The sequence below is a fragment of the Haloplanus sp. CK5-1 genome (assembly GCF_037201915.1).
In the GTDB taxonomy this organism is placed as follows: Archaea; Halobacteriota; Halobacteria; order Halobacteriales; family Haloferacaceae; genus Haloplanus; species Haloplanus salilacus.
Genome location: NZ_CP147505.1, coordinates 1,441,381 through 1,461,787, shown reverse-complemented (window position 1 = coordinate 1,461,787; position 20,407 = coordinate 1,441,381). Strand labels below are relative to the sequence as shown.

18 protein-coding genes are annotated in these 20,407 nt (G+C 60.9%); 9 read left to right on the top strand and 9 right to left on the bottom strand.

The genetic code is table 11. The features are described 5' to 3' along the window. Positions 1-230: 230 nt before the first annotated feature. A complete protein-coding gene (locus tag NBT81_RS07750) occupies positions 231-668 on the top strand; it encodes a DUF5518 domain-containing protein (RefSeq protein ID WP_338742275.1) in 438 nt (145 codons plus the stop codon). Positions 669-711: 43 nt separating this feature from the next. Here NBT81_RS07750 and NBT81_RS07745 read toward each other — a convergent pair whose 3' ends face one another. The 3 genes from NBT81_RS07745 to NBT81_RS07735 all read right to left on the bottom strand — a co-directional run bounded on the left by NBT81_RS07745 (position 712) and on the right by NBT81_RS07735 (position 3,127). Continuing rightward, positions 712-990: a hypothetical protein gene (locus tag NBT81_RS07745; protein ID WP_338742274.1), complete on the bottom strand. Its 279-nt coding sequence runs from the start codon at positions 988-990 to the stop codon at positions 712-714. A 190-nt stretch (positions 991-1,180) separates the two neighbouring features. Further along, positions 1,181-2,146 carry a hypothetical protein gene (locus NBT81_RS07740; protein ID WP_338742273.1) on the bottom strand — a complete coding sequence of 322 codons (966 nt, stop codon included), beginning with the start codon at positions 2,144-2,146 and terminating at the stop codon, positions 1,181-1,183. A 243-nt stretch (positions 2,147-2,389) separates the two neighbouring features. Beyond that, the gene (locus tag NBT81_RS07735) at positions 2,390-3,127 is read right to left on the bottom strand and encodes a hypothetical protein (protein WP_338742272.1); all 738 of its coding nucleotides are present in this window, start codon (positions 3,125-3,127) and stop codon (positions 2,390-2,392) included. Between the two features lie 181 nt (positions 3,128-3,308). Between NBT81_RS07735 and NBT81_RS07730 the strand changes: the two genes are divergently transcribed. The 4 genes from NBT81_RS07730 (at position 3,309) to NBT81_RS07715 (ending at position 6,397) form a co-directional block, all read left to right on the top strand. Next, the gene (locus tag NBT81_RS07730; protein ID WP_338742271.1) at positions 3,309-3,737 is read left to right on the top strand and encodes a hypothetical protein; all 429 of its coding nucleotides are present in this window, start codon (positions 3,309-3,311) and stop codon (positions 3,735-3,737) included. 130 nt (positions 3,738-3,867) lie between these two features. Continuing rightward, the gene (locus tag NBT81_RS07725; protein WP_338742270.1) at positions 3,868-4,779 is read left to right on the top strand and encodes an ABC transporter ATP-binding protein; all 912 of its coding nucleotides are present in this window, start codon (positions 3,868-3,870) and stop codon (positions 4,777-4,779) included. Continuing rightward, on the top strand, positions 4,776-5,582 hold the full coding sequence (locus tag NBT81_RS07720) for an ABC transporter permease (protein WP_338742269.1): 807 nt from the start codon (positions 4,776-4,778) through the stop codon (positions 5,580-5,582). Before NBT81_RS07725 ends, NBT81_RS07720 begins: the two co-directional genes overlap by 4 nt. Further along, positions 5,579-6,397 (top strand): ABC transporter permease subunit, encoded by an 819-nt coding sequence (locus NBT81_RS07715; protein WP_338742268.1) that lies wholly within the window; start codon positions 5,579-5,581, stop codon positions 6,395-6,397. Before NBT81_RS07720 ends, NBT81_RS07715 begins: the two co-directional genes overlap by 4 nt. 90 nt (positions 6,398-6,487) lie before the next feature. On the opposite strand, the gene NBT81_RS07710 is transcribed toward NBT81_RS07715, so the two are convergent. Continuing rightward, positions 6,488-7,144: a hypothetical protein gene (locus tag NBT81_RS07710; protein ID WP_338742266.1), complete on the bottom strand. Its 657-nt coding sequence runs from the start codon at positions 7,142-7,144 to the stop codon at positions 6,488-6,490. Between the two features lie 971 nt (positions 7,145-8,115). Next, on the bottom strand, positions 8,116-8,940 hold the full coding sequence (locus NBT81_RS07705) for a hypothetical protein (protein WP_338742265.1): 825 nt from the start codon (positions 8,938-8,940) through the stop codon (positions 8,116-8,118). A 371-nt stretch (positions 8,941-9,311) separates the two neighbouring features. Here NBT81_RS07705 and NBT81_RS07700 point away from each other — a divergent pair, with 371 nt between their 5' ends. The 3 genes from NBT81_RS07700 (at position 9,312) to NBT81_RS07690 (ending at position 14,291) form a co-directional block, all read left to right on the top strand. Further along, positions 9,312-12,185 carry a GAF domain-containing protein gene (locus NBT81_RS07700; RefSeq protein WP_338742264.1) on the top strand — a complete coding sequence of 958 codons (2,874 nt, stop codon included), beginning with the start codon at positions 9,312-9,314 and terminating at the stop codon, positions 12,183-12,185. Positions 12,186-12,295: 110 nt separating this feature from the next. Next, positions 12,296-12,439, top strand: a complete 144-nt coding sequence (locus tag NBT81_RS07695) for a rubrerythrin-like domain-containing protein (protein WP_338742263.1) — start codon at positions 12,296-12,298, stop codon at positions 12,437-12,439. Positions 12,440-13,037: 598 nt separating this feature from the next. Next, complete coding sequence (locus NBT81_RS07690) at positions 13,038-14,291, top strand: Glu/Leu/Phe/Val dehydrogenase (RefSeq protein ID WP_338742262.1); 1,254 nt, start codon at positions 13,038-13,040, stop codon at positions 14,289-14,291. Between the two features lie 555 nt (positions 14,292-14,846). On the opposite strand, the gene NBT81_RS07685 is transcribed toward NBT81_RS07690, so the two are convergent. Together NBT81_RS07685 and NBT81_RS07680 are read right to left on the bottom strand one after the other, a co-directional pair. Beyond that, on the bottom strand, positions 14,847-16,457 hold the full coding sequence (locus NBT81_RS07685; protein ID WP_338742260.1) for a hypothetical protein: 1,611 nt from the start codon (positions 16,455-16,457) through the stop codon (positions 14,847-14,849). After that, complete coding sequence (locus NBT81_RS07680; protein ID WP_338742258.1) at positions 16,454-17,230, bottom strand: ABC transporter ATP-binding protein; 777 nt, start codon at positions 17,228-17,230, stop codon at positions 16,454-16,456. Before NBT81_RS07680 ends, NBT81_RS07685 begins: the two co-directional genes overlap by 4 nt. A 279-nt stretch (positions 17,231-17,509) precedes the next feature. Between NBT81_RS07680 and NBT81_RS07675 the strand changes: the two genes are divergently transcribed. Further along, positions 17,510-17,836, top strand: a complete 327-nt coding sequence (locus NBT81_RS07675) for a hypothetical protein (protein WP_338742256.1) — start codon at positions 17,510-17,512, stop codon at positions 17,834-17,836. A gap of 156 nt (positions 17,837-17,992) precedes the next feature. On the opposite strand, the gene NBT81_RS07670 is transcribed toward NBT81_RS07675, so the two are convergent. Together NBT81_RS07670 and NBT81_RS07665 are read right to left on the bottom strand one after the other, a co-directional pair. Further along, complete coding sequence (locus tag NBT81_RS07670; RefSeq protein WP_338742255.1) at positions 17,993-18,205, bottom strand: hypothetical protein; 213 nt, start codon at positions 18,203-18,205, stop codon at positions 17,993-17,995. Positions 18,206-18,551: 346 nt separating this feature from the next. Continuing rightward, positions 18,552-20,261, bottom strand: a complete 1,710-nt coding sequence (locus NBT81_RS07665; RefSeq protein WP_338742254.1) for a hypothetical protein — start codon at positions 20,259-20,261, stop codon at positions 18,552-18,554. Positions 20,262-20,407: the final 146 nt, after the last annotated feature.

The window sequence follows — 20,407 nt, the reverse complement described above, 5'->3', positions numbered from 1 at the left end:
AACCGCAAAAACGAATACGCCCCATACAGCGGGAGCTATAGTAGCCTTTGTAAGTCATCACACACCTGATCGCATGACAGCGTTCGATCAGGTGTGCGGACAGTTACAAACGCTACTATAGTGTATTCCGACCTTCCGAGGACGGAGACCGTTCGTAATGCACCGAACGCCACTCTTTGGCCGAGCAACACCGTGACGGGATTTTTATATGGAGCGGTAGACATCCCGACGTGGTTCGGATTGGTCCCCTCCAGTTGAGCGAGACGTGGACGTACGCACTCGTCGGTGGGCTACTCGCACTCCCGTTCACCGCGCTCGAAGTGTGGCGGTCCCCGGAGAACATAACGCTCGGGGCGGTCGTCGCCGGGAGCGTATTCGCCGGGTATCTGATCAAGCGACGCGGCGGGAACAGCACCGCGACCGGATTACGAGCCGCGCTTATCGGTGGAATACCGGCTCTCTGGGCGCTGAACGAACTTCTTTGGGCGGTCTCGAGCATCCCGAACCCGCCGTGGTTCCAAGCGGTCAGCGTCGGGATGGCACTCGCGTTCGGTGGCCTCATTTTACTAGTAGTGGCCGTCTCGGGCGCGCTCGCCGGCCGATTCGGTGGCTGGCTGGCCGAACGGAGGGGTCGCGACGGTGTCGCCGACCCACGGAGTCGTACGTAGCGAGGAATCTCCGATGAGAGAAGCCAGAACGCACTCTACACCACTAGCGTTCCTGACACCCGACGTACCTCCGTGTGACTACTATCCCTTCCTCGATTAACACTATGTCGAGTTCGTGGTGGTACGGTGTCGCTCTATTCCCCCTCGTTGCGGTGACGACGCTTCTCTCCGACTTTGGTTCGCGGACGTTTATCGTCGTGTCCTCCTCCGGCGGTGATCCGAACGTCGCTACTGGCATCGCGTCGTTCGTCCTCGCAGTGGCTTCGTTCTGGGGCGGTATCTTCGTGGCCTTCGTCGTTTTCGGATGCCTGCTCGCTGACATTCGGGCACTCGGTGACGACGAGCAATGGTCGCCGAGTATCGCGTGGAGCCTAGGTGGCCTCGCACACCTCGGGGCTGCCATCTTCTCGCCACTATTGCTCGCTTCGGTTCCGCTCCTGACGTGCTACCTCTATCGACGCCGCGACCGTCTCGGACGCAGTTGAAACTTCCTCCGACCGAACACTCTCCGGTCACGAACAGATAGCCGCCGGGGCTCGCACCCGCGGACGGGAGTCTCGGTAGGATTCGAAGCCGGTGTACCGAAGGTCGACCCAGTAGAGTCTCCCCTCGTATCGGGTAACCCACGACCCGGACGCGGTGTTCGCTGACACCGCCGTGTGGCTGTGGAACGTCTCAACGAGGGATCGAAACGCCGTATCGCTGGTGTTCTCCGCGCGATACGTCCCGTCGGCCGCCTCGTTCACAGTCTCTCGCGTGTTCGGATCGAGCCCCGACAGCTCGAACACATACTCGTCCCGCAGACAGGCGGCGTACGCGTCAGCGGTCGTCGCAACGGGTCTCGGTTGGTACCGATAGACGGTCAGGGAGCGTGGTTCGCTCGACGCGACGTCGACTTCGACCAACGTTCCGTCGTATCTGATCGCATCGTACCGCTGGTCGGCGATGACCGACTGGTTGAATTCGGCTGGACTGTACGTTCGCCTCTCCTTGATGCTTGACCGACTGCCTTCCTCTGCCGTTATCACCGACAGGGGAGTACGAAGCATCGCCCTGTCGACCGGCGGCAAGTCGTCGTACGCGACGGTCGCCCACCCGTTCCGATCTGCCTCGTCCGTAGTTGCGTTTCCGTCGAATCTGTAGGTCACTTCCCGCCCGCTCGTCGTGCCTACGGTCGTGTACGAAAGGGTGTAGAACCGGTCGCCCGTCCGGTATACCGTCGAATTGTTCTTGTGTGGTGGGTCCGTCGCAGCGACCGTCGCGGATTCGTTCTGGACGGCGCGACTGAGAACCTGTGGTTGCGGGCCGCGTTCGTGTTCCGTCGTTAGTTCATCCTCGGGGACGGTCGTGCTGGCGTGGTCGGCCAGTTCCGTGTCGTTGACCGGGTCCATCGAGAGCGACCCGGCGGGCTGTGAACAACCGGCGAGTGCAACGAGACAGACCGCTGTGGCTGTGGCAACGAGCAGTCGAGTTTGCATATCGATACGACTTCTTCACTGGCTATTGAATGCTCAAACCGTATTTCGCAGTCAGCAACGGGCTGACTGTGAATACGTCCGAATATGTCACATCAGAGCGGATACCGGGCGACGAGTCGCTAAGCCCGCTTTCCCGCCAGATGATGCGGAGAAGTTTCACGAAGACTTTAGATACGCGGCTGTATCCGCGATTCAGTCCTGTCTTACCATCGAAAACTGCCGGGAAGGCAGTACAAACCCGCCTCAGGCGAGCGAACTCGTGGCGGACGCCGATCCGCCGCGCAGTTGCACGAACGAATCGGCGATGATGCCGTACATCAGGATAACGAGCACCGAATTGATGACGAGCGAGGCGAGTTGGCCGGCGGACGGCGAGACGAAGGCGAACACCGATCCGACCGCACCACCGATAGCGCCAATGACACCGAACAGAACGACGAGTGCGAGCAGTCGCCAACGGTTTCCACTCGCCAGTTCCCAACTCCGACGGAACGCCTCGATCGGGCCGGTATCCTCGACGGCGACGGCAAACACGGCGAACTGAAGACTCACAGCGAGGAACAGACCGGGAACGAGGAGGAACGCGAACCCGATCGGGATCGCCACTCCGAGAACGACGCTGATGACGAGCGTGGACAGAAACGCACGGCCGATACGCCGGGTGAACAGATTTCCGGGGAGCGACGAGAGATCGGAGAGGTCACGCGCGAATAGCCGTGCGGTCACGAGAAAGACGCCGATGCCGAGCAACAGTGCAAATACGGCCAGTCCGGCTGCGACCTCGGTCGACAACGGGAGCGCGAAGCCGATCCCGGCGTCGCCGGATCGAACCCCCGATGGAAGTTGGTCCACGACGACGGCGTTGAACGACCCGACGAAGAGAACCTGATAACAGATCATCAAGACGAGCGCGACGATGCCACTACTCGAAAGCGAGCGTCGGGCACCACGCCCGATCGCTTTGCCTAACTGGAGAGCCATACGTGGTGTGTCGAGAGTGGGACGTGTGAAACGTCGTCCAGCGTTTCTCGTTCGGAAACCCCCGCGTGGGTCCGTCGTTCGCGTTCCGCTCAGTGCGGGGACGCCACGCCCGTCACGACGCTGTTGCAGGCCACGAAACGCCGCGTCAACAGGTTTTGAAACGTCGGGCTACAGGAAACTCGTGAACGGACACCGCCTACTGGGCCTGCTCCAGCTGCCGGTGGCGGCGGTCGGCGCAGGACTGGCAGCCTTCGGCTACTGGGCGCTCGTGAGGCTGCCATCGCCGGGCACGGGAGGACTGTTCGGTCCAGCAGTTGCGCTCCTCACGCTGTCCCTCGTCGTCTGGGGCGGGCTGTTTCTCCTCCCGCTGGGGCTGTTGATACCGCCGACGGGTGGGTTCGGCGTCGAGTTCGACGACAGCCAGCGACGGCTGCTCGTGATCACGACGATCACCGTGGCTGTTGGCCCGTTCGTCGGGGTCGGGATGGCGTTCGTGACGCCCTGGATCGTCCCGCAGACGCTGACGCTCAGTATGTGTGTAGCGTTGCTCCCGCTGTTTGCCACCTTTCTCTGGCGTGCCGGGCAGGCGCTCCGGTCGCACGCGGCATAGCGACGACGGCCGATCGACCCCGAATCGGTACTCGTGGCCCCAACAGGTCCGACCAAACAATGGTGTCGGTGTTGCCGACTCTGAAACCTCCACGGGGTATTCATCGGCCGCCATCCCGTCCCAACGTCCTGTGACAGTCATCAGCGCCACGGACCTCTCGAAGCGCTACGGCGACGTGCTCGCTCTCGACCGCGTCGATCTGACCGTCGACGCCGGCGAGACGTTCGGCTTCCTCGGGTCGAACGGCGCGGGCAAGTCGACGTTCATCGACATCCTGCTCGGATTCGTCGCGCCGAGCGACGGCACGCTGTCGGTGTTCGGCCACGACTGCCGGGACGACGGCGTCGCCGTCCGCGAACGCGTCGGCGTCCTGCCAGAGGGGTACGCCCCATTCGACGGACTCTCGGGCCGCCAACACGTCGAATACGCCATCCGGTCGAAAGGCGTCGACGAGGACGCCGCCGACGTGCTCTCCCGCGTCGGACTCCGTGACGACGCCGCGCGACCGGCCGCGGACTATTCGAAAGGAATGTGCCAGCGGCTCGCGCTCGCGATGGCGCTCGTCGGAGAGCCGGACCTGCTCGTCCTCGACGAACCGACGACCGGGCTCGATCCGAACGGCGCCGCGGAGATGCGGACCATCCTTCGCGAGGAGGCCGACCGCGGCGCGACCATCTTCTTTTCGAGTCACGTCCTCGAACAGGTCGAGGCGGTCTGTGATCGGGTCGGCATCCTCCAGAACGGCCGGCTGATCGCGACCGACACCATCGCCGGATTGCGTGATGCGATCGGCGGTGGGACGAAACTGGTCATCACGCCCGACCGTGTCGACGACGGGACCCTCAACGCCGTCCGACGGGTCGAGGGCGTCGAGACGGCGGTCGAACGCGACGGCACAATCGAGGCGACGTGTACGAACGACGCGAAGATGGACGCGCTGGTCGAACTCCACGACGCCGGCGTCGAGGTCGTGAACTTCCGCACCGAGGAGGCGTCGCTCGAGGACATGTTCGTCGAGTTCACCGGAGGCGACCGGGCGTGACGTGGCGCGTGATCGCCCGTCGGGACTGGCGGGTGGTACTCGATGCCCGACTCCCGAAGGTCGCGCTCGTCGGCCTGATCGGCGTCGTCTCGATCGCGGCGTACGTCTACCCCGTCGTCGGCACCCCGCCGATCACGACGAGTCGGTTCGGCGGCTTCGTCGGTGGGTGGCTCGGGGGATTGCTTGCCCCAATCGGCGTGTTGTTCGGATACGGTGCCATCGCCCGCGAACATGAGTCCGGCGCGCTCCGACTCGCGCTGTCGATGCCACACGGCAGATCGACGCTCGTACTCGGACGGTTCGTCGGCCGAGCAGGCGTGCTGGGAGCCGCCACCGTCGTCGGGATGGCGATTGCGGGTGTCTTGGTCGTCTATCCGTACGGAACGCTGCAGCCGCTTCGCTTTCTGGCGTTCGTCCTCCTGACCGTCGGCCACGGCGCCACCTGGGTCGGGATCGGTGTCGCAGCATCCGCGCTGGTCGCGACGAACCGACGGGCGCTCGTTCTCGGCGTCGTCGCGCTCTTCGTGTTGGTCATCGTCTGGGACCCCGTCACTGCGGGGGCCGAGGCTGGTCTGGTGGCAGCGGGGGTCACCGGTGGTCCGATCCGTACCGCGGTTCGGGTCAGCGCCCAACTCGACCCCGGGAGCGCCTTCGAGATGCTCGTGACCGCCCTGACTGCGAGCGACCAGGGCGCGGACGCGTGGTACGACGGGCCGGCCCTGGCGCTTCCGGTCTTCGTCGGCTGGCTCCTCGGTCCACTGTCGATAGCGATACTCCGGTTCGAGTGGAGGGACCTCGCGTGACCTGGCGCGACGTCGCCCTCCGGGACGTTCGTGCAGCCAGTCGGTCGGTCGGCATCTGGATCGTCGGCGGGGCTCAACTCCTCCTGTTCGTCGGCGTCGCCGCCGTCGAGTTCGTGCTCAACGACGGCTCGTTCTCGACGTACGTCGACAGCCTCTCCGGGGTCGTCGCGGTGACGATTCCGCTCGTTGCGCTCCTGCTTGGCTACAAGTCGATCCTCGCGGAGCGAACCGGTGGGCAACTCCGCCTGGCACTCTCCGTCCCACACACCCGCCGGGACGTTGCAGTCGGCAAGCTCGTCGGACGGAGCGCCGTCTTCGCCGTGCCGACGGCGCTCGCGCTCTGTCTCGCGGGCGGCGTAGCCATCATGCTCGCCGACGGCGGCGTGCCGTGGCCGTGGCTGCCGTGGTTCGCCGGCGTAACGGTACTGTACGGGGTGGCGTTCGTCGGGCTGGCGGTTGGCGTCTCGTTATCGACGGCTACTGGCCGACGAGTTACCGTCGGTACCATCGGTGCGTATCTGGTGACGGTCGTCCTCTGGGAAGACCTCCATACGGCGGTGCTGTTGGTTCTGCATCGGTTCGATACGGCGGTCACGAACGATATGCCCGGCTGGGCTCTCTTCGTCCGTCTCGCGGCACCGAGTGAGTCCTTCGACCTGCTCGTCCGGACCGGATTCGCCGTCAATCGGGCCAGTCGGTACGTCGACAGTGGCGCCGCGTATGTCGCTTGGCCGGCCGCCTTTGGACTGCTGGTCGCGTGGACGTTCGTTCCGGTTGCGCTGGGCTACCTCCGGTTCAAGACTGCCGACCTCTAGCGGATTCGGGTTCGTCGTGGACTCACCTGCCCCGTGGCAATCCCGGACGAATACCGGATCGTTCATGCCGTCGTACAGCTCCGGTGCCGTTCAGCCGACGACACTGTACCGTTCGCTGCGCTCGACGACCACGTATCCTTGGGCCTCGAGCGCTTCATCCCGATACCGTTTCGCGACGATTCGTTGGGGAATCCGGCGCAGACCGAATCGCCGTTCCGCCGTGTACTCGTACTCGACGACGGTTTGACCATCCCGTGTGTCGACGGTGACGAGGTACGTCGACCACGGCCGGCCACCGACCGTGAGTTCCAATCCGATCCGACGGTCGCCGTCCGGCATGTGGGGAGTCCGTGTATCGACCGTTGCCTCGACCGACCGCAAGCCAAACAGATACGAGAGTCGGTACGTCACCGTTCCATCTTCGGTGACGACCCCGTTCGCGATTCCCCACTGAAACACGAGGACCGGCGGTGTCACCCCCGTGAACGACTCGACGACCGAGTCGGTATCGTCGTCAGTTCGAAGACGGACGGTCCCACGTGGTTTGATAATCGGGGCACGCACGAGGACTACCAGCAGTGCCCCGACGACGGCTGCGGGCACCAATGACGTCGCGACGAACGTGCCGAGGAAGACGGCCACGACGAGCACGGCGACCGATGCACTCAGCGGACGTTCGCGTCTGAGGTATCGCTTCGCGACGGTGACTGCCTCCTGTGGCCGGTCAACCGTTTTTGTGGAGGGCATCGTGAGAGTGTGATCATGTGGTTCGATTAGACGTGTTGGAACCGTCCTCACTTTTTGACGGACTGCATCGGTCCGGACCGATTTCGAGAAACACGTCAGTCACATCCCGTGCTTGTCGGCTCGGTGCCGCAAGGGTACAGAGCAGGGAAACGACCGGATGGACCCAACGAAGCGGACTTAGCAGCCGATGTTCACAGTGATCGTCAGGCAAGTGTCTTTTTCAGTAGATAGATCACGAGATTCACCACCAACACGAACGCGATAGTCAGTACCATCCCGACTGGATCGGTCGCGCCAGTCCTGAGGAACCAAGTTGGGTGATCCACGACGGCAAACCCAGTCATTGACGAATTCATGTTAGCTATCTAAATATTCTCGATTTCGCTCGTTTTGCCACTCCCGACTACCAATGAACACGCGGGCCCGTTCACCGGTAACTTCCCGTGTCAGAAGTGAGACGACGTGGGGCCTTTGGTTCACATCCGTTGCGGACAATTCGGTGAAAGCGGTACTCTGAGTCATCAGTACCTGACCGTACCGTCTCTCACATCATGTACCACAACGCAGTATCTCGGGGCTAGAAACAGTCGATGGATCCGCCGCAATCGGTGACCTCGTGATAGAGCGCGTATATCCGCTTAGGCTGTCGCGAATCAGAGCTAGTGATCAGTGCCTCGCGTCGAAGGTGCAGTTCGAACCCGAGGGCGCGTCGGGTCTCTACACCAGGCGAGAGCAGCCACGCGCAGACGCCGTCGGTCCAGAAACGGCGTTCCACACCGAGAACCTACTATTCGAGACGAGTCTGCGCCGCACTACCGATCAGAGCCGTTCTCTGAATCGAAATCCGTGATATCTGACGTGATCTTGGAGGGTTGCTGAATGCGGAGCGCGAGTCGGCTGAAGACACGTCGGCTGTACGCGGTAGTCGGAACACGCCGCCAGTCACACCCCACTACGACCGGAGGCAGCAGTCAGCAGACGTTCGTCGTGTCCGTTGTGTCCGTCTCTCCTTCGGTTGCCCACGCTGGCCGCTCGAGGGACGAGGAAGTTGCGTCGAAGGCAAACGTCGTTCGTGACTCCGTCGAACTGGAGTACAGCACCTCGGATAGCACATAGTGAGCATACGTTTCGCCTCGTGTCTCCGTCCACGAGACGTTCGCCGAGGTGACCGCACCCGTCTCGTCATCCACACGGACGGTTCCCGAGACGTCGGTGAGTCGGTACACGACACGACTCTCGTACCAGCCGGGTTGTGGCTCGTACGTCGTCACGCCCGTCGAGTCCGTCTCCGTCGCCTCGTATGCGGCAGCCCAGAGGTTGTCGACGAAAACCGATGCCGTTCCCGACACCGGCTCTGACGCGGGGGTCGTCTCGGACTTGGTGACGAACGTCACGCAGTTCCCCGCCCGGGATTCACGGAGGATAGTCTCATCCTCGTCCTCGGTGAGTTGCGCTCGACGCTGCTCGGCGGCATCGACTCCCTGGACGGTGAGCCGCCCGTAGACCGGTCCGCTCGGGGGATGATATTCTTCGGAGACGACACCGTCGTCGACCACCCTTTGGTACCACGCGCCGTCGGTAGTCACGGCGCCATCGAACGCGAGTCGCGTCTCCCCCTCGACGGCGATGCGTCCTGTCGCGCTGAACGCGTCTGCATCGCCGACTGTGAAGCGTTCGCCGGCGGGGTTCGCGGTGTGTGGTGGGGAGGTGGTGAATGGATACAGGACAGACAGGACGAGCCCGAGACACACTACTGCGAGCACCCCGATTGTGAGGACTGCTGTACGTTCCCGCACTCTTGCGTGCTTTGGCTACCGGGTGACGGCTGTTAAACAGTGTGGCTCGCACCTGAAGATTCTTCGAGGGATGTGGACACGATCATAAAATCCGTGGACACTACTTCACCGTGCAAAGCTGAGCCCAAATCAAGAGTGGGCTTGCCACTCAATTGAACACCGTCTTCGGTATCGTGGTTAGTTACACTCGTGGGAGTCTCGTCGTAGCGACACCGATTCTATCTGGTTCGATAACAAACAATCTTTTGAGCCGGAGTTGAATCCGTAACCAATTATGAATCCGCGAGCCACCAGAGGAAGACACCCACAGATTTCGTATCGGTGCAGTAGGACGAACTATCGCTATTCAGGACCTACCACGCGACGGATTCATGATTCGTTCTGAGTCGGCAGCCGAGACGTCGCACCTTCTCGTAGTCGGGCGGGCGAAGTGGTTGGGAGAACTCACGAAAACAATCGAGGCAGACATGGCCCCGTCCGTCCAGAGGGAAACGACAGCATCTGATGGACTGGACGCGATCCGCGAGCGCACAGTCGACTGTGTCGTCACGGAATACACGCTCTCCGACACGACCGGCGTCGAATTCCTGAAAGACATCAGGGCCGAAACGACAACGTTGCCAGTTCTCCTCGGGACGGGAGACGGCGACGAAGAGGTGGCCAGCGAAGCCATCGCAGCCGGCGTCACTGATTACATCTTCGTTGACGCCCCGATAGCTCAGACCATCGAAAGTGTAGTGCCACGCATCGAGGATGCGCTCCATTCCGCGGAGCAAACGAACCGTCGTCGCGAACGAGGCCGACAGTTCGACGCAGCATTCCACGATACACAGACTTCGACGTGGGTCCTCGATTCCGGAGGCCGAATAGAACGCGTAAACCGGACGGCACGTGAATTGATCGACGAGGACCACACTATCGGGACGCAGTTCTGGGAATCCCAGTGGTGGACACACTCGTCCGCTGTCCAGAGTGACGTTCGGCAGCTCGTGACCCGTGCGCTCGCGGGATCGTTTGGCAATGCGACTATCTGGGATCCGCTAGACGAGCATCCTCGGCAGGTGATCGATCTGTCGGTCCGGCCTGTCGAAGACGAGTACGGTGACGTAACATCGGTCGTCGTCAAGGGTGTCGATATCACGGGTCGGGTCGCGCTCGAACGAGACTTGCGACAATCTGAAGAACTCCATCGTGTCACGCTCAACAACATGACCGATACCGTCCTCATCACGAACGAGGACGACGAATACACGTATGTCTGTCCTAACGTCCACTTCATTTTCGGGTACACTGCCGAGGAGATTCACGATCAGGGGACGATCGATCAACTCCTCGGTGAGAATCTCTTCGAGCGTGAGGAACTCGCGGCCGAGGGTATTCTCAAGAACATCGAGTGTACCGCGACTGACAAGGCTGGGCGGGAACACACGCTGCTGGTCACCGTCAGGGAGGTCGACATTCAGGGCGGGACACTTCTCTACAGCTGCCGTGACATCACGAAGCGCAAACGGCGCGAGGAGTCGCTGGCGGCACTTCAAGAACTCGCACGGGAGTTTCCGTACGCTGGGACTCACGACGAGGTCGCACAGTTGATCGTCGATAACGTGTCACCGGTACTCGACTTGGAGGCGAGCGCGGTCTACCTGTTCGACGCGGATTCTAACGAATTGCGGCCCGCGGCACACTCGCGGGCGATGCGGGACCTTCACGGCCCGCTCCCGCAGGTGCACGCAGATGACGAGACGCTTCCCGGACACGGATTCATCTCCGGATCGACGCTGTTTTTTGCGGACATCCACGGGTCCGACCGTCTCCAGAATCGGGCGACAGACCTCAGAAGCGCGAGCTACATCCCACTAGGCGATCACGGTGTCTTCGTCGCTGGGTCGGACAAGATTGACGTTTTCGACGAGGTGACCCGAGAACTAGCCGACCTGCTTGCTGCGACGACGGAAGCGGCGCTCGATCGGGTCACCCGAGAGTCACGGCTCCGGAAACAGGACCGGCAGTTACAACAGCAAAACGAACAGTTGACGACTCTCAACCGGATCAACGAGACGATACGAGCGATCGACCAGGGACTCGTTCGGGCCGAGACTCGTGACGAGATCGATCACACGGTCTGTGAGCTTCTGACCAGCGACGATCGATTCAGCTTCGCCTGGATCGGGGCGGTCGACTCCACGACCGACACACTCGAAGTACGAGCATGGGCTGGTGAAGAACAGGGGTACCTCGATGCCCGATCTTTCGAGGTCGGTGCTTCGGGGACAGAACCGGTGGGCGAAACGGCGGCGACCGGTGAGATGACACTGGTTCCAAACGTCGCATCCAACCTTCGAGACGATTCGTGGCGTGCCGAGGCGCTCACCCGGGATTTCATGTCCGTATTGAGTATTCCACTCGTCTACAACGATGTCATGCACGGCGTCCTGGCCGTCTATACGGATACCAGGGACGCGTTCGACGACACTGCCCGTGCAGTGTTGGGCGAACTCGGGGAAACGATCGGGTCGGCAATCAGTGCCATCGAACGGAGGAACGCGCTCCTGACGACATCGATGACGCGCATCAGGTTCGACATCGACGACTCGGCATTCGTCCTCTCCCAACTCGCGCGGGAAGCTGGCTGTTCCCTCTCCTATCAGGGTGGCGTCCAGCAAACCGCGGACGGCAGTTACGTGTTCGTGACCGTGGAAGACGGTACGCTTGAATCCGTTGAAAACACGGCCACTGAACTGCTCGGAATCGACGGAGTCCAACGAATCAGCGACGACGGTAAGGGTGGCGTAGTACGGATCGGACTCAACCAGCCGTTTTTTGCGCTGGAACTCGCCGAGCACGGTGCCGTGTTCCGTGAGGCATTTGCCGACGATTCGACCACGATACTCACCATCGACGTTCCGGAGAGCATCGATGGCCAAACCGTTACCCAACTGGTGAGCGAGACGTTCGAGGATGTCGAACTGCACAGTAAGCAGACACTCGATCAGGCAGCCGAACACCATATCTACGAGGAGTTCCTCGCGGACCTCACTGACAGGCAGTTGGAAGTCCTCCAGACAGCCTACTACAGTGGGTTCTTCGAGTCCCCACGGGAGAACACCGGCGAGAGTGTCGCGGCGACTCTTGATATCTCACCAACGGCCTTCTACCAGCATATCCGGGCCGTCCAGCGGAAAGTGTTCGGCGTGCTCTTCGAGAACCGAAACGTCTCGGTGGCTGCGTCTTCGGGGATTCAATAACAAACCCCCTTTGTTTGCAAATGGTTCGTTGTTGAACTGCTCACTATTCGCGTGTCCGCTGCGTAGCAAGAGGTGGACCGAGGGCCGGCGAGAGGCGCTCGTGAATCACCATGAGAGACGTCACGCAGACTCCCGACGAGGAAACGCCGTACGAGTGTTTCGACTGTGGAACCGTCGTCGTCGCCGAAGACGATCCGAGTCCCTGTCCGAAGTGTGGAGGCGAGATGCGTAACCGACAGACACCACTCGAATGACGACGAGGACGGACGCGTCGGGTATCCTCGACGACCAGCAGGTAGCAAGTGGTGACGAATCGGCAGTCGTAGTAGCTCGATATTGTCGCACTCTGGCGAGTCGCCGGGGCACACGAAGCCCGCGGCCTCTAGCCGTGAATTTCCCAACTGCCTGAATATGAAACATATTGAAGATGACTGGTGATCGTGAGCTCCGAGAGATATCGAAGGGCACCAGATATATAAAAAATCCAATATCGATGCCGTGTTTCCCGTCCGTCACGCGAATCTGGTACTTCCCCAATGGAGAAGTCCTACTCGAACTGCAGGACCGTCGTGATTGTCTGCTCCCCGATATAGACCGGATCGACGTGCCCGTAACCGGGAGTCGACGGGCCGGCGAGGCAGTCGTTCTCGATACAGAGACAACAGTACGAGTCACCCGAGAATCGGATCGCCGTTTGTTAACTGAATATGACGATCGTGTAACACTTCAGAGATAGGAGGACCGCTGAGCGAGATATTTTGCCCTCGCAGTAGACACATCTAAATTTAAACTTTCAGAAAAATTAGGAAGAAGATGGATAGATTTTGGTAGTTAGGTTGCCGTGGTCCCAGTATGGCCGAAGTGAATCCGTACCGGAGTCTCCGGACACAGATTGAAGCGGCGGCAGAATATCTAGATGTAGACCAGGGACGGATCGACCGGTTGAAGGCCCCCGAACGAGTGTTGGAAACGAATCTCTCTGTCGAGATGGACGACGGTTCGACGGAGGTGTTTCGCGCGTACCGGTCCCAGTTCAACGGTGACCGCGGTCCGTACAAGGGCGGTATCCGCTATCATCCACAGGTGACGCGTGACGAGGTCAAAGCGCTATCGGGCTGGATGGCCTACAAGACAGCGACGACCGATCTACCGCTCGGTGGCGGTAAGGGGGGAATCGTCGTCGACCCCAGCGATTACTCCGAGTCCGAACTCGAGCGAATCACCCGAGCATTCGCAGTCGAACTGACTCCGTTTATCGGCACAGACCGGGACATTCCTGCACCAGATGTCAATACGGGACAGCGAGAGATGAACTGGATCAAAGATACCTACGAGACACTGGAAAATACGACCGAACCAGGCGTCATTACTGGGAAAGACATCTCCAGTGGTGGGAGTGAGGGACGAGTCGAGGCGACGGGTCGGTCGACGGTCGTCGCAGCGCGTGAGGCGTTCGACTACCTCGATAAGAGTCTCGAAGGAGCAACAGTTGCTGTCCAAGGGTTCGGTAACGCAGGCTGGATCGCGGCGAAATTCATCTACGAGATGGGGGCTGACGTGGTGGCCGTTTCGGACTCTAGTGGTGGTATTTACGCAGAAGATTCGTTTGACCCAGTTGCTGTCAAGGAATTCAAACGTGAAACTGGGAGTGTCGTCGGATATCCTGATGCCGACGAAACACTCTCAAACGACCAACTGTTGACGCTGGACGTCAATTTGTTGATTCCTGCAGCCCTAGAAAACGCGATAGACGAATCACTCGCTCACGACATCGCGGCCGACATCGTATCCGAGGCTGCAAACGGTCCGATCACCCCGACCGCAGACGACGTTCTACAGGACGACGATGTCCTCGTAATCCCGGACATTCTAGCAAACGCGGGCGGTGTCATCGTTTCTTACTTCGAGTGGGTCCAGAACCGCCAACGATTCTACTGGCCCGAAGAGCGCGTCAACGAGCAGCTCGATACGACCATCGTCGACCAATTCTGGAACCTCGTTGAGGTCTACGAATCACGCGAACTACCGTCGCTCCGAACTGCTGCGTACGTCGTTGCACTTCAGCGAATCATCGACGCTGGTGAACAGGCAGGTACTTGGCCCTGAACCACGACGAGTAGCAAACTGGCTCCGTGATTCGGCAGGTGATAACTCGACTCGGAGCGACGTGTCGGCCCACTTTCAACTGCGAGGTGAGTACGGGAGTTACAACTCGCAGGTCAGTCGTCGGAAGCGAAGTGAAACGCTCCATCACTCCCTTCAGTCAGCGCGTGTCGATTCCGGCGGGACTCTATCGTCGTTTCACATTTGGGACACGCGTAGGTCGTTGAGTCGGCGAGAACGCGAATCATCCAGTCGCCGTTGATGCAGCTTTCATGACCGCACTCGGGACAGTAGAGAGTCGCCTTATCAGCCGGCTGTTGCTCGGTGGAGGGTGTCATCTTCGTATGTATACTCCGGACAGTAATATCCCTGTTGCTTGACGGCCAGAGTGCCAGCTCGTCTTCGACACCGGAGGTGATTCGATGACGAAATAGCGCAGTACCCGGACTGGTCAGCTGATTCGGCGAACTGTGTGTGGAACGAAGGTAGCTGCTGTGCTGACTACAACTCCTGTATCTTGCACGCCGCAATTGTAACTTGGGTGTTGTTTAAATAGTCTCAATCGAGAGCGTATCGACGATATCGCCGCAGTGCGTACCGATATGATCCATACGACGTCCCGATCGTCACTAGGAGATACACACCCACACCGACGCTCAACACGGGTGTTACGGCGACGTGACCGGTGAGAGTGTACCACGTCGTAATCAGTCCGATAGTCGTTCCACCGCCAACGACGAGCGTGTATCCCATCATTACGAGCGTCGAGGGAACGACTGTCTCGGTCCCCCAGAATTCACGCTCTTCGTAGATCGGGTACAGTGTCCCGATTCCCACGGCAAACAGCGCTGCCCCAAGACACATCCCGGCACCGACGGCGGCGAATACGATGGCAGACACCGGCGACGTCCCAAGCGGTATCGAAGCGAGAGAAACAAGCACGGCAATCGGTATCCCGACGGCGAGGCCAGCGACGACGCGTCCCCACACCACGGTCCGAGTGTCCGTCGTGGTGAGCAAGAGAAGTGGCAACTGTGGGCGGTCGTCCCCGAGCGGGTTCAGTCCGAAGGTTGCACCCGCAAGATACGTTCCGATCCCCACACCCGTCCCGGCAACGAGCGGTCCGAGTGTGTCGCCCGACGACTGGACGACCGTCGTGCCCAGCGGTCCGATCAAAAACAGAATCATCACGAGGTGACCGAGCTCTCCAGGGTTCCGAACACCGCGAAGCAGTAGTCCCCACGCGATACGCCCGGATTTTCGCCACGCGAACGGAGGTGGTGCTCGGAATCCGCCGGTGGATGTGGGCTCCCTTGTCGACCCGCTGGACTGTGGCTTGTCGGTGAACCACAGTGCCGATGCCTGTCGCGTTGCGACTGCGAAGCCGACCGGTGTCGTGGCAAGCGTGGCTCCGAGCACCCCGAGTGCCGCCGCCGATGTCGGTTGTTCGAGTCGTGTCCCCACGAACGCCAGCGCAACGTAGTCCGTCAACGGCGCGAACGTGAGTCCATCGAGAATCCCGCGTATCGAGACCCCCTTCTCCACGACGTACTGCCCGACGAACTGGGATGCGACGATCAGACCGAGCATCGCGACGACACCTCCGACTTTCAGAGCGCGGTGAACGGTGGGGATGCGTCGGAACACGCGCAGGAGAGCCAAACCACCGGCGTAGCCCCAGATGGCAGCCCAGCAAACGATCGGGAGCAAGAGGAGTCCAACCGCTAGCGGGAGTGAGAGTGACCCGACCCCGAGCGCGAACGTGAAGAGTACCGCACCGATGGGGAGACCGAACCACACCGTAACGCGACCGACCTCCGCTACGATGAGTCCGACGACGACCGCTCGGGGGTGGACCGTCGTCAACAACAGATCTTCCGTGTCACTGCTACCGATCCGTTCCAACGTTCGAAGGAGTGCGAGAACGAGAATCCCGGCCGGCAGTACCGTTGCAGCAGGCGCGAGATACGGAATCGTCGCGATCGATCGTGCCGTCCGTCCGAGGACGTACGCCGTCGGAAGGACGAAGAAGAGATTGCCGCCGAAAAAGAGGACTGCGAAGATCAGTCCGAGAAGTCGTCGCTTGTTCTTGACCTGTCGTCGAACGCTCCGGACGAACTCGGCGCGTCCGATACGCGCTCCGTGGCGAATATCGCGTCGAACGCTCATTCTGTCTCCGCCACCGTCTCCGTGGTGCTCTCGCTGGTCACCGCGAGAAACGCGTCTTCCAGTGTCCCGCTCTCGCCGGTCTCCGCGCGGGATCGTAACTCCGCAGGCGTGCCCTCGGCGACGAGGTGTCCATCGAAGAGGACACCGACCTCGTCGGCGACCGCTTCGACGACCGGAAGGATGTGCGTCGAGAGGAAGACGGTCGTACCGGCGTCCGCGAACTCGGTGATCGAGTCACGGATCCGGCGGGCGGCGCGCGGATCGAGTCCCGACGTCGGTTCGTCCAAGAACAAGACGGCTGGGTCGTGAATCACGCTCTGGATGAACGCGGTTTTCTGCTTCATCCCTTTCGAGTAGCCGCTAATACGCCGGTCGGCGTCGTCGGCCAACTCGAACCGGTCGAGATACTCGTCGATTCGGTCGCGGGCGGTGGGTCGTGGAAGATCACGCAGGTCGGCGACGTACTCGAGCTGTTCGCGGGCGCTGAACTCCTCGTACAGCGGCGGGGTTTCGGGGAGATACCCGACGAGCGACGCGATGTCGCGTCGGTCGTCGACGGCGACGCCACGGATGCCGACTGTTCCGGCTGTCGGACGGGACAGTCCAGTCAACAGTCGCATCGTGGTGGTCTTCCCCGCACCGTTCGGTCCGAGGAATCCGTAGACCGTTTCCGTCGGAATCGAGAGCGAGACGCTATCGAGGGCGACCTCGGAACCGTACGTCTTCCGGAGATCGGTCGCCTGGATGGCGATATCGTCAGTCTTGGAGGGCATGATATCCTCGCATTCGAGAGGGGACCGCCTAATCGTTGCGAACTACTATCGATCCACGGAACACGTGAAGTGTTGCAGTTTACGGCCGATTTCCGTCTTTGCTTGGGATCGTAACCGTTGCTCTGTTAAAATCTTCGACAGCTGATAGAAACCGGGTGCTCCGGAGAGAATACAGCCAGCACAGCGCTTCACTTGTTCCAGACGCGTTCTGTCGAATCAGCTGTTTAGTGTGCGTACTGAACGACAGGAATTTAACTGATTCACGATGCAAGACAGTTCATGGATGCCCTCCTAAAGAACAGCAACGCCCCCTCACTCCCCGAGTCAAGTATCGTCCTTATTGGCCTCTCGTTTGCTATTATAGGCCTCATGTTCCGAGATTCGTTCGGGATCACTTCACTCCTCGCTGCGCTGGGAATCGGCCTCGTGATCGCTGGATCGGTGTATATCGTCGTCGAAGGTCCCGAATCAATCCGACTATCGTCGGCGTTTACTTCACTTATTGCGCTGCCACTGCTCTCGTACGGCGGCCTCGTCCGATGGATTGGCGGAATTATGATCGGTGCCGTCATCGTTGGTGCGTTGTACACTCGAGTAGCGAAGTAAGCGCAGACACATGCCTGTACTGACCGGTTTGATCTTTGGTTAGTGGTACTCCGTTTGGGATCGGTCCGAATGATACTCGACCCAGTTGCGACACCCCTCCTGCCGTATCTACCGAACGGCATACGGAGGACGCATTCGCATCGTCCCACTCGGGAGTTAACTCTCGTCCGTATTCGTGGACTCTCTCCCGTAGCGAAGCGCTAGGACGACGATCACCAGTCCCTCTAGCCTTGCAAGCAGATACACCCACGATTTGAACTCGTACTCTGGTGTCCCTTTCGTTGAAAGTTTCATAATATAATCCACCACCCGCTTTGGCATCACCATCTCAATGACCCCGAACAATACGAGAATGGCCCGAATCGACATACCTCAATGTAGGCCGAACTACAACAAGTCACTTTTGCCACCTCTCATCCCTTGAGAGTTGTCGCGGTCGTCGTACGATCCGAAAACTCGGCGATCAGTGAGACACATAGAGCCCAATACGCTGGTGGTTCTCGGTGGCGAACTAGACGATCCGCGGCCCCGACGGGAGAATCACTGACGACAGTTCGATCGAAAAGCAGACTCCTTGCGGCGCCCCGACACCTCGTTCCAATCCCTCGAAAACCAGTGAACAGATGTCCATCCGCTGTGGTTCCGTAGTACCCTCCGCTTCGGTTGGAGAAAGACTCCGATCGATCCCGCCGATAGCGCAGCCACATGTTTCGTGTCACAGCCAAGACTCGAACCGCCGACAGACCTCGATTCGTCGCAAACCGTACTCGACACCGCCGGCAACGAGCAGGATACTCAAATACAGGAACCAACCACCGAAGTAGAGCGCGTGGGGCCCCTCGACGTTCGCCGCGAACTCGCTCCAAACGTCGAGCAGGACGAACAGCGTCAGTAGTGTCGCCGGCGCGACCAGTCGGTGACGAACGAGCAGATACAACGGGACAGCGGCGAGCACCCACATACCGATGGTTCCGAAGAGATACAGCGCCCACTCCCAGTCACCGGAGATCGTCACGCCGAGTCTGGCAGCGAACCACACCATTACTGCTGCGTGGACGACGCCACCCGTCGTTGCCACGGCTACCGCTCGTCGACGTGGCGCCGGAACCGGGAGTTCCAGGACCGTTCGTTCGACCGACGGGACGACGGGCCACGTACTCCGGACGACGTACTCGACGAGGCCGAGAAACAGGAATCCCACCGTCCAGACCGACGCGTTGACCATGTACCGGACGATGTAGAGGCCGTCCTCGACGACCGTGATTCCGGTCGGCTCGGCGAGCCGTTCGAGTTCGGCGACGTCGCGAAACGTCGGTCCGGGGGGCGTGAGTTCCACGCCAAGAACGTAGCCGGTCGTGACGGCGAGCGCAACGAGCGGTGTGGCGAGTCGGTACCGTAGTGCGAGCCACACCGGAAGCGTCGCCACGACGACGAGGCCCCCGTACCGCCAGACGGCTCCCGAGAGCGAGTACTCGGTCGGTCCGACCGTGTAGCCGAGGTAGAGGGCGACGGCGAGCAATCCGACTGCGTGTACCACGCCGACGGCGAGACTGACGACGAGAGGACGTCTGGAGGGCATCGTTCGAACTGTGTTCCCCAGGGATTTCGGTGTTTCCGCTCTGAATCCCGTCGGGGGGACGACGACCGATCCGGATCTCAGTCCATTCTGGTACACAAGGAGGTAGCGGGCAAGCCAATCTCTTCGTTGGGATACAGCGTCTTGATCGCCACGTCGCCGCCGCGAGTGATCAGGACGGCGAGCGCCCACCAAGTGGGATCGGTCGGTCCGAACGGCGACCAGTCGTGCTGTGCTCGCCCGCCGTCCGTCGTAGACACCGAAAGCGAATACTCTCCGGCCCCCACGAGTCACCCTCGGCTGTACGGTCAGGGGAAGCGAGGTCCGGTAGTCCCGTTCCAGCACGACTTCCCCACCGGCGTCGGAGACACGGACGTCGAGCGCGTGACCTCCCTGTTCCGGCCGGTCGTAGTTCGGCACGGTCTCGAAATCGTAGATCTGGAACCGCGCCGACGATCCATCCTCGTCCTCCCCGTCGGAGTCGGTGACGACCGGCTCCGCACACCGGTAGGCGTTGAACGGAATCCGCCGGTGTCGATCCGACCCGACGAAGTGGGCGACGCTGGCTGCGTTCCGTCCCGCGCGCCGCGGAGAACCGTCCGGGTCGTAGTACTTCGCGGAGCCGCGACACGTCGACAACAGGTAATAGCCCCCGGGAGTGGTGTGGACGACGGCGGAGTCCGCGGACTCGACGGTAATATCGGTGGCGGGGTGGCTAGTTCCGACCCCGTCGACGAGTTCGTTGTAGACGTACCGCCGTTCGTGTGTCTCGACGAACGAACGTGCGGCCGCCTCGTTCGAGACGTCGTCCGGGGTCGGTAGCGACAGTTTCTCCGTGACAGTCGCCACGCCCGGCGGCACCGTCGGCCTCGATGTCGGACTCGGCTCTCGATTCGGTTCGGGATCCGTCGAACACCCGGATAGCACTCCGGTTCCACACACGACTGCTGCGAGGAGGTCACGGCGTCTCATCAGTGTCCGATACTTTGGGAACG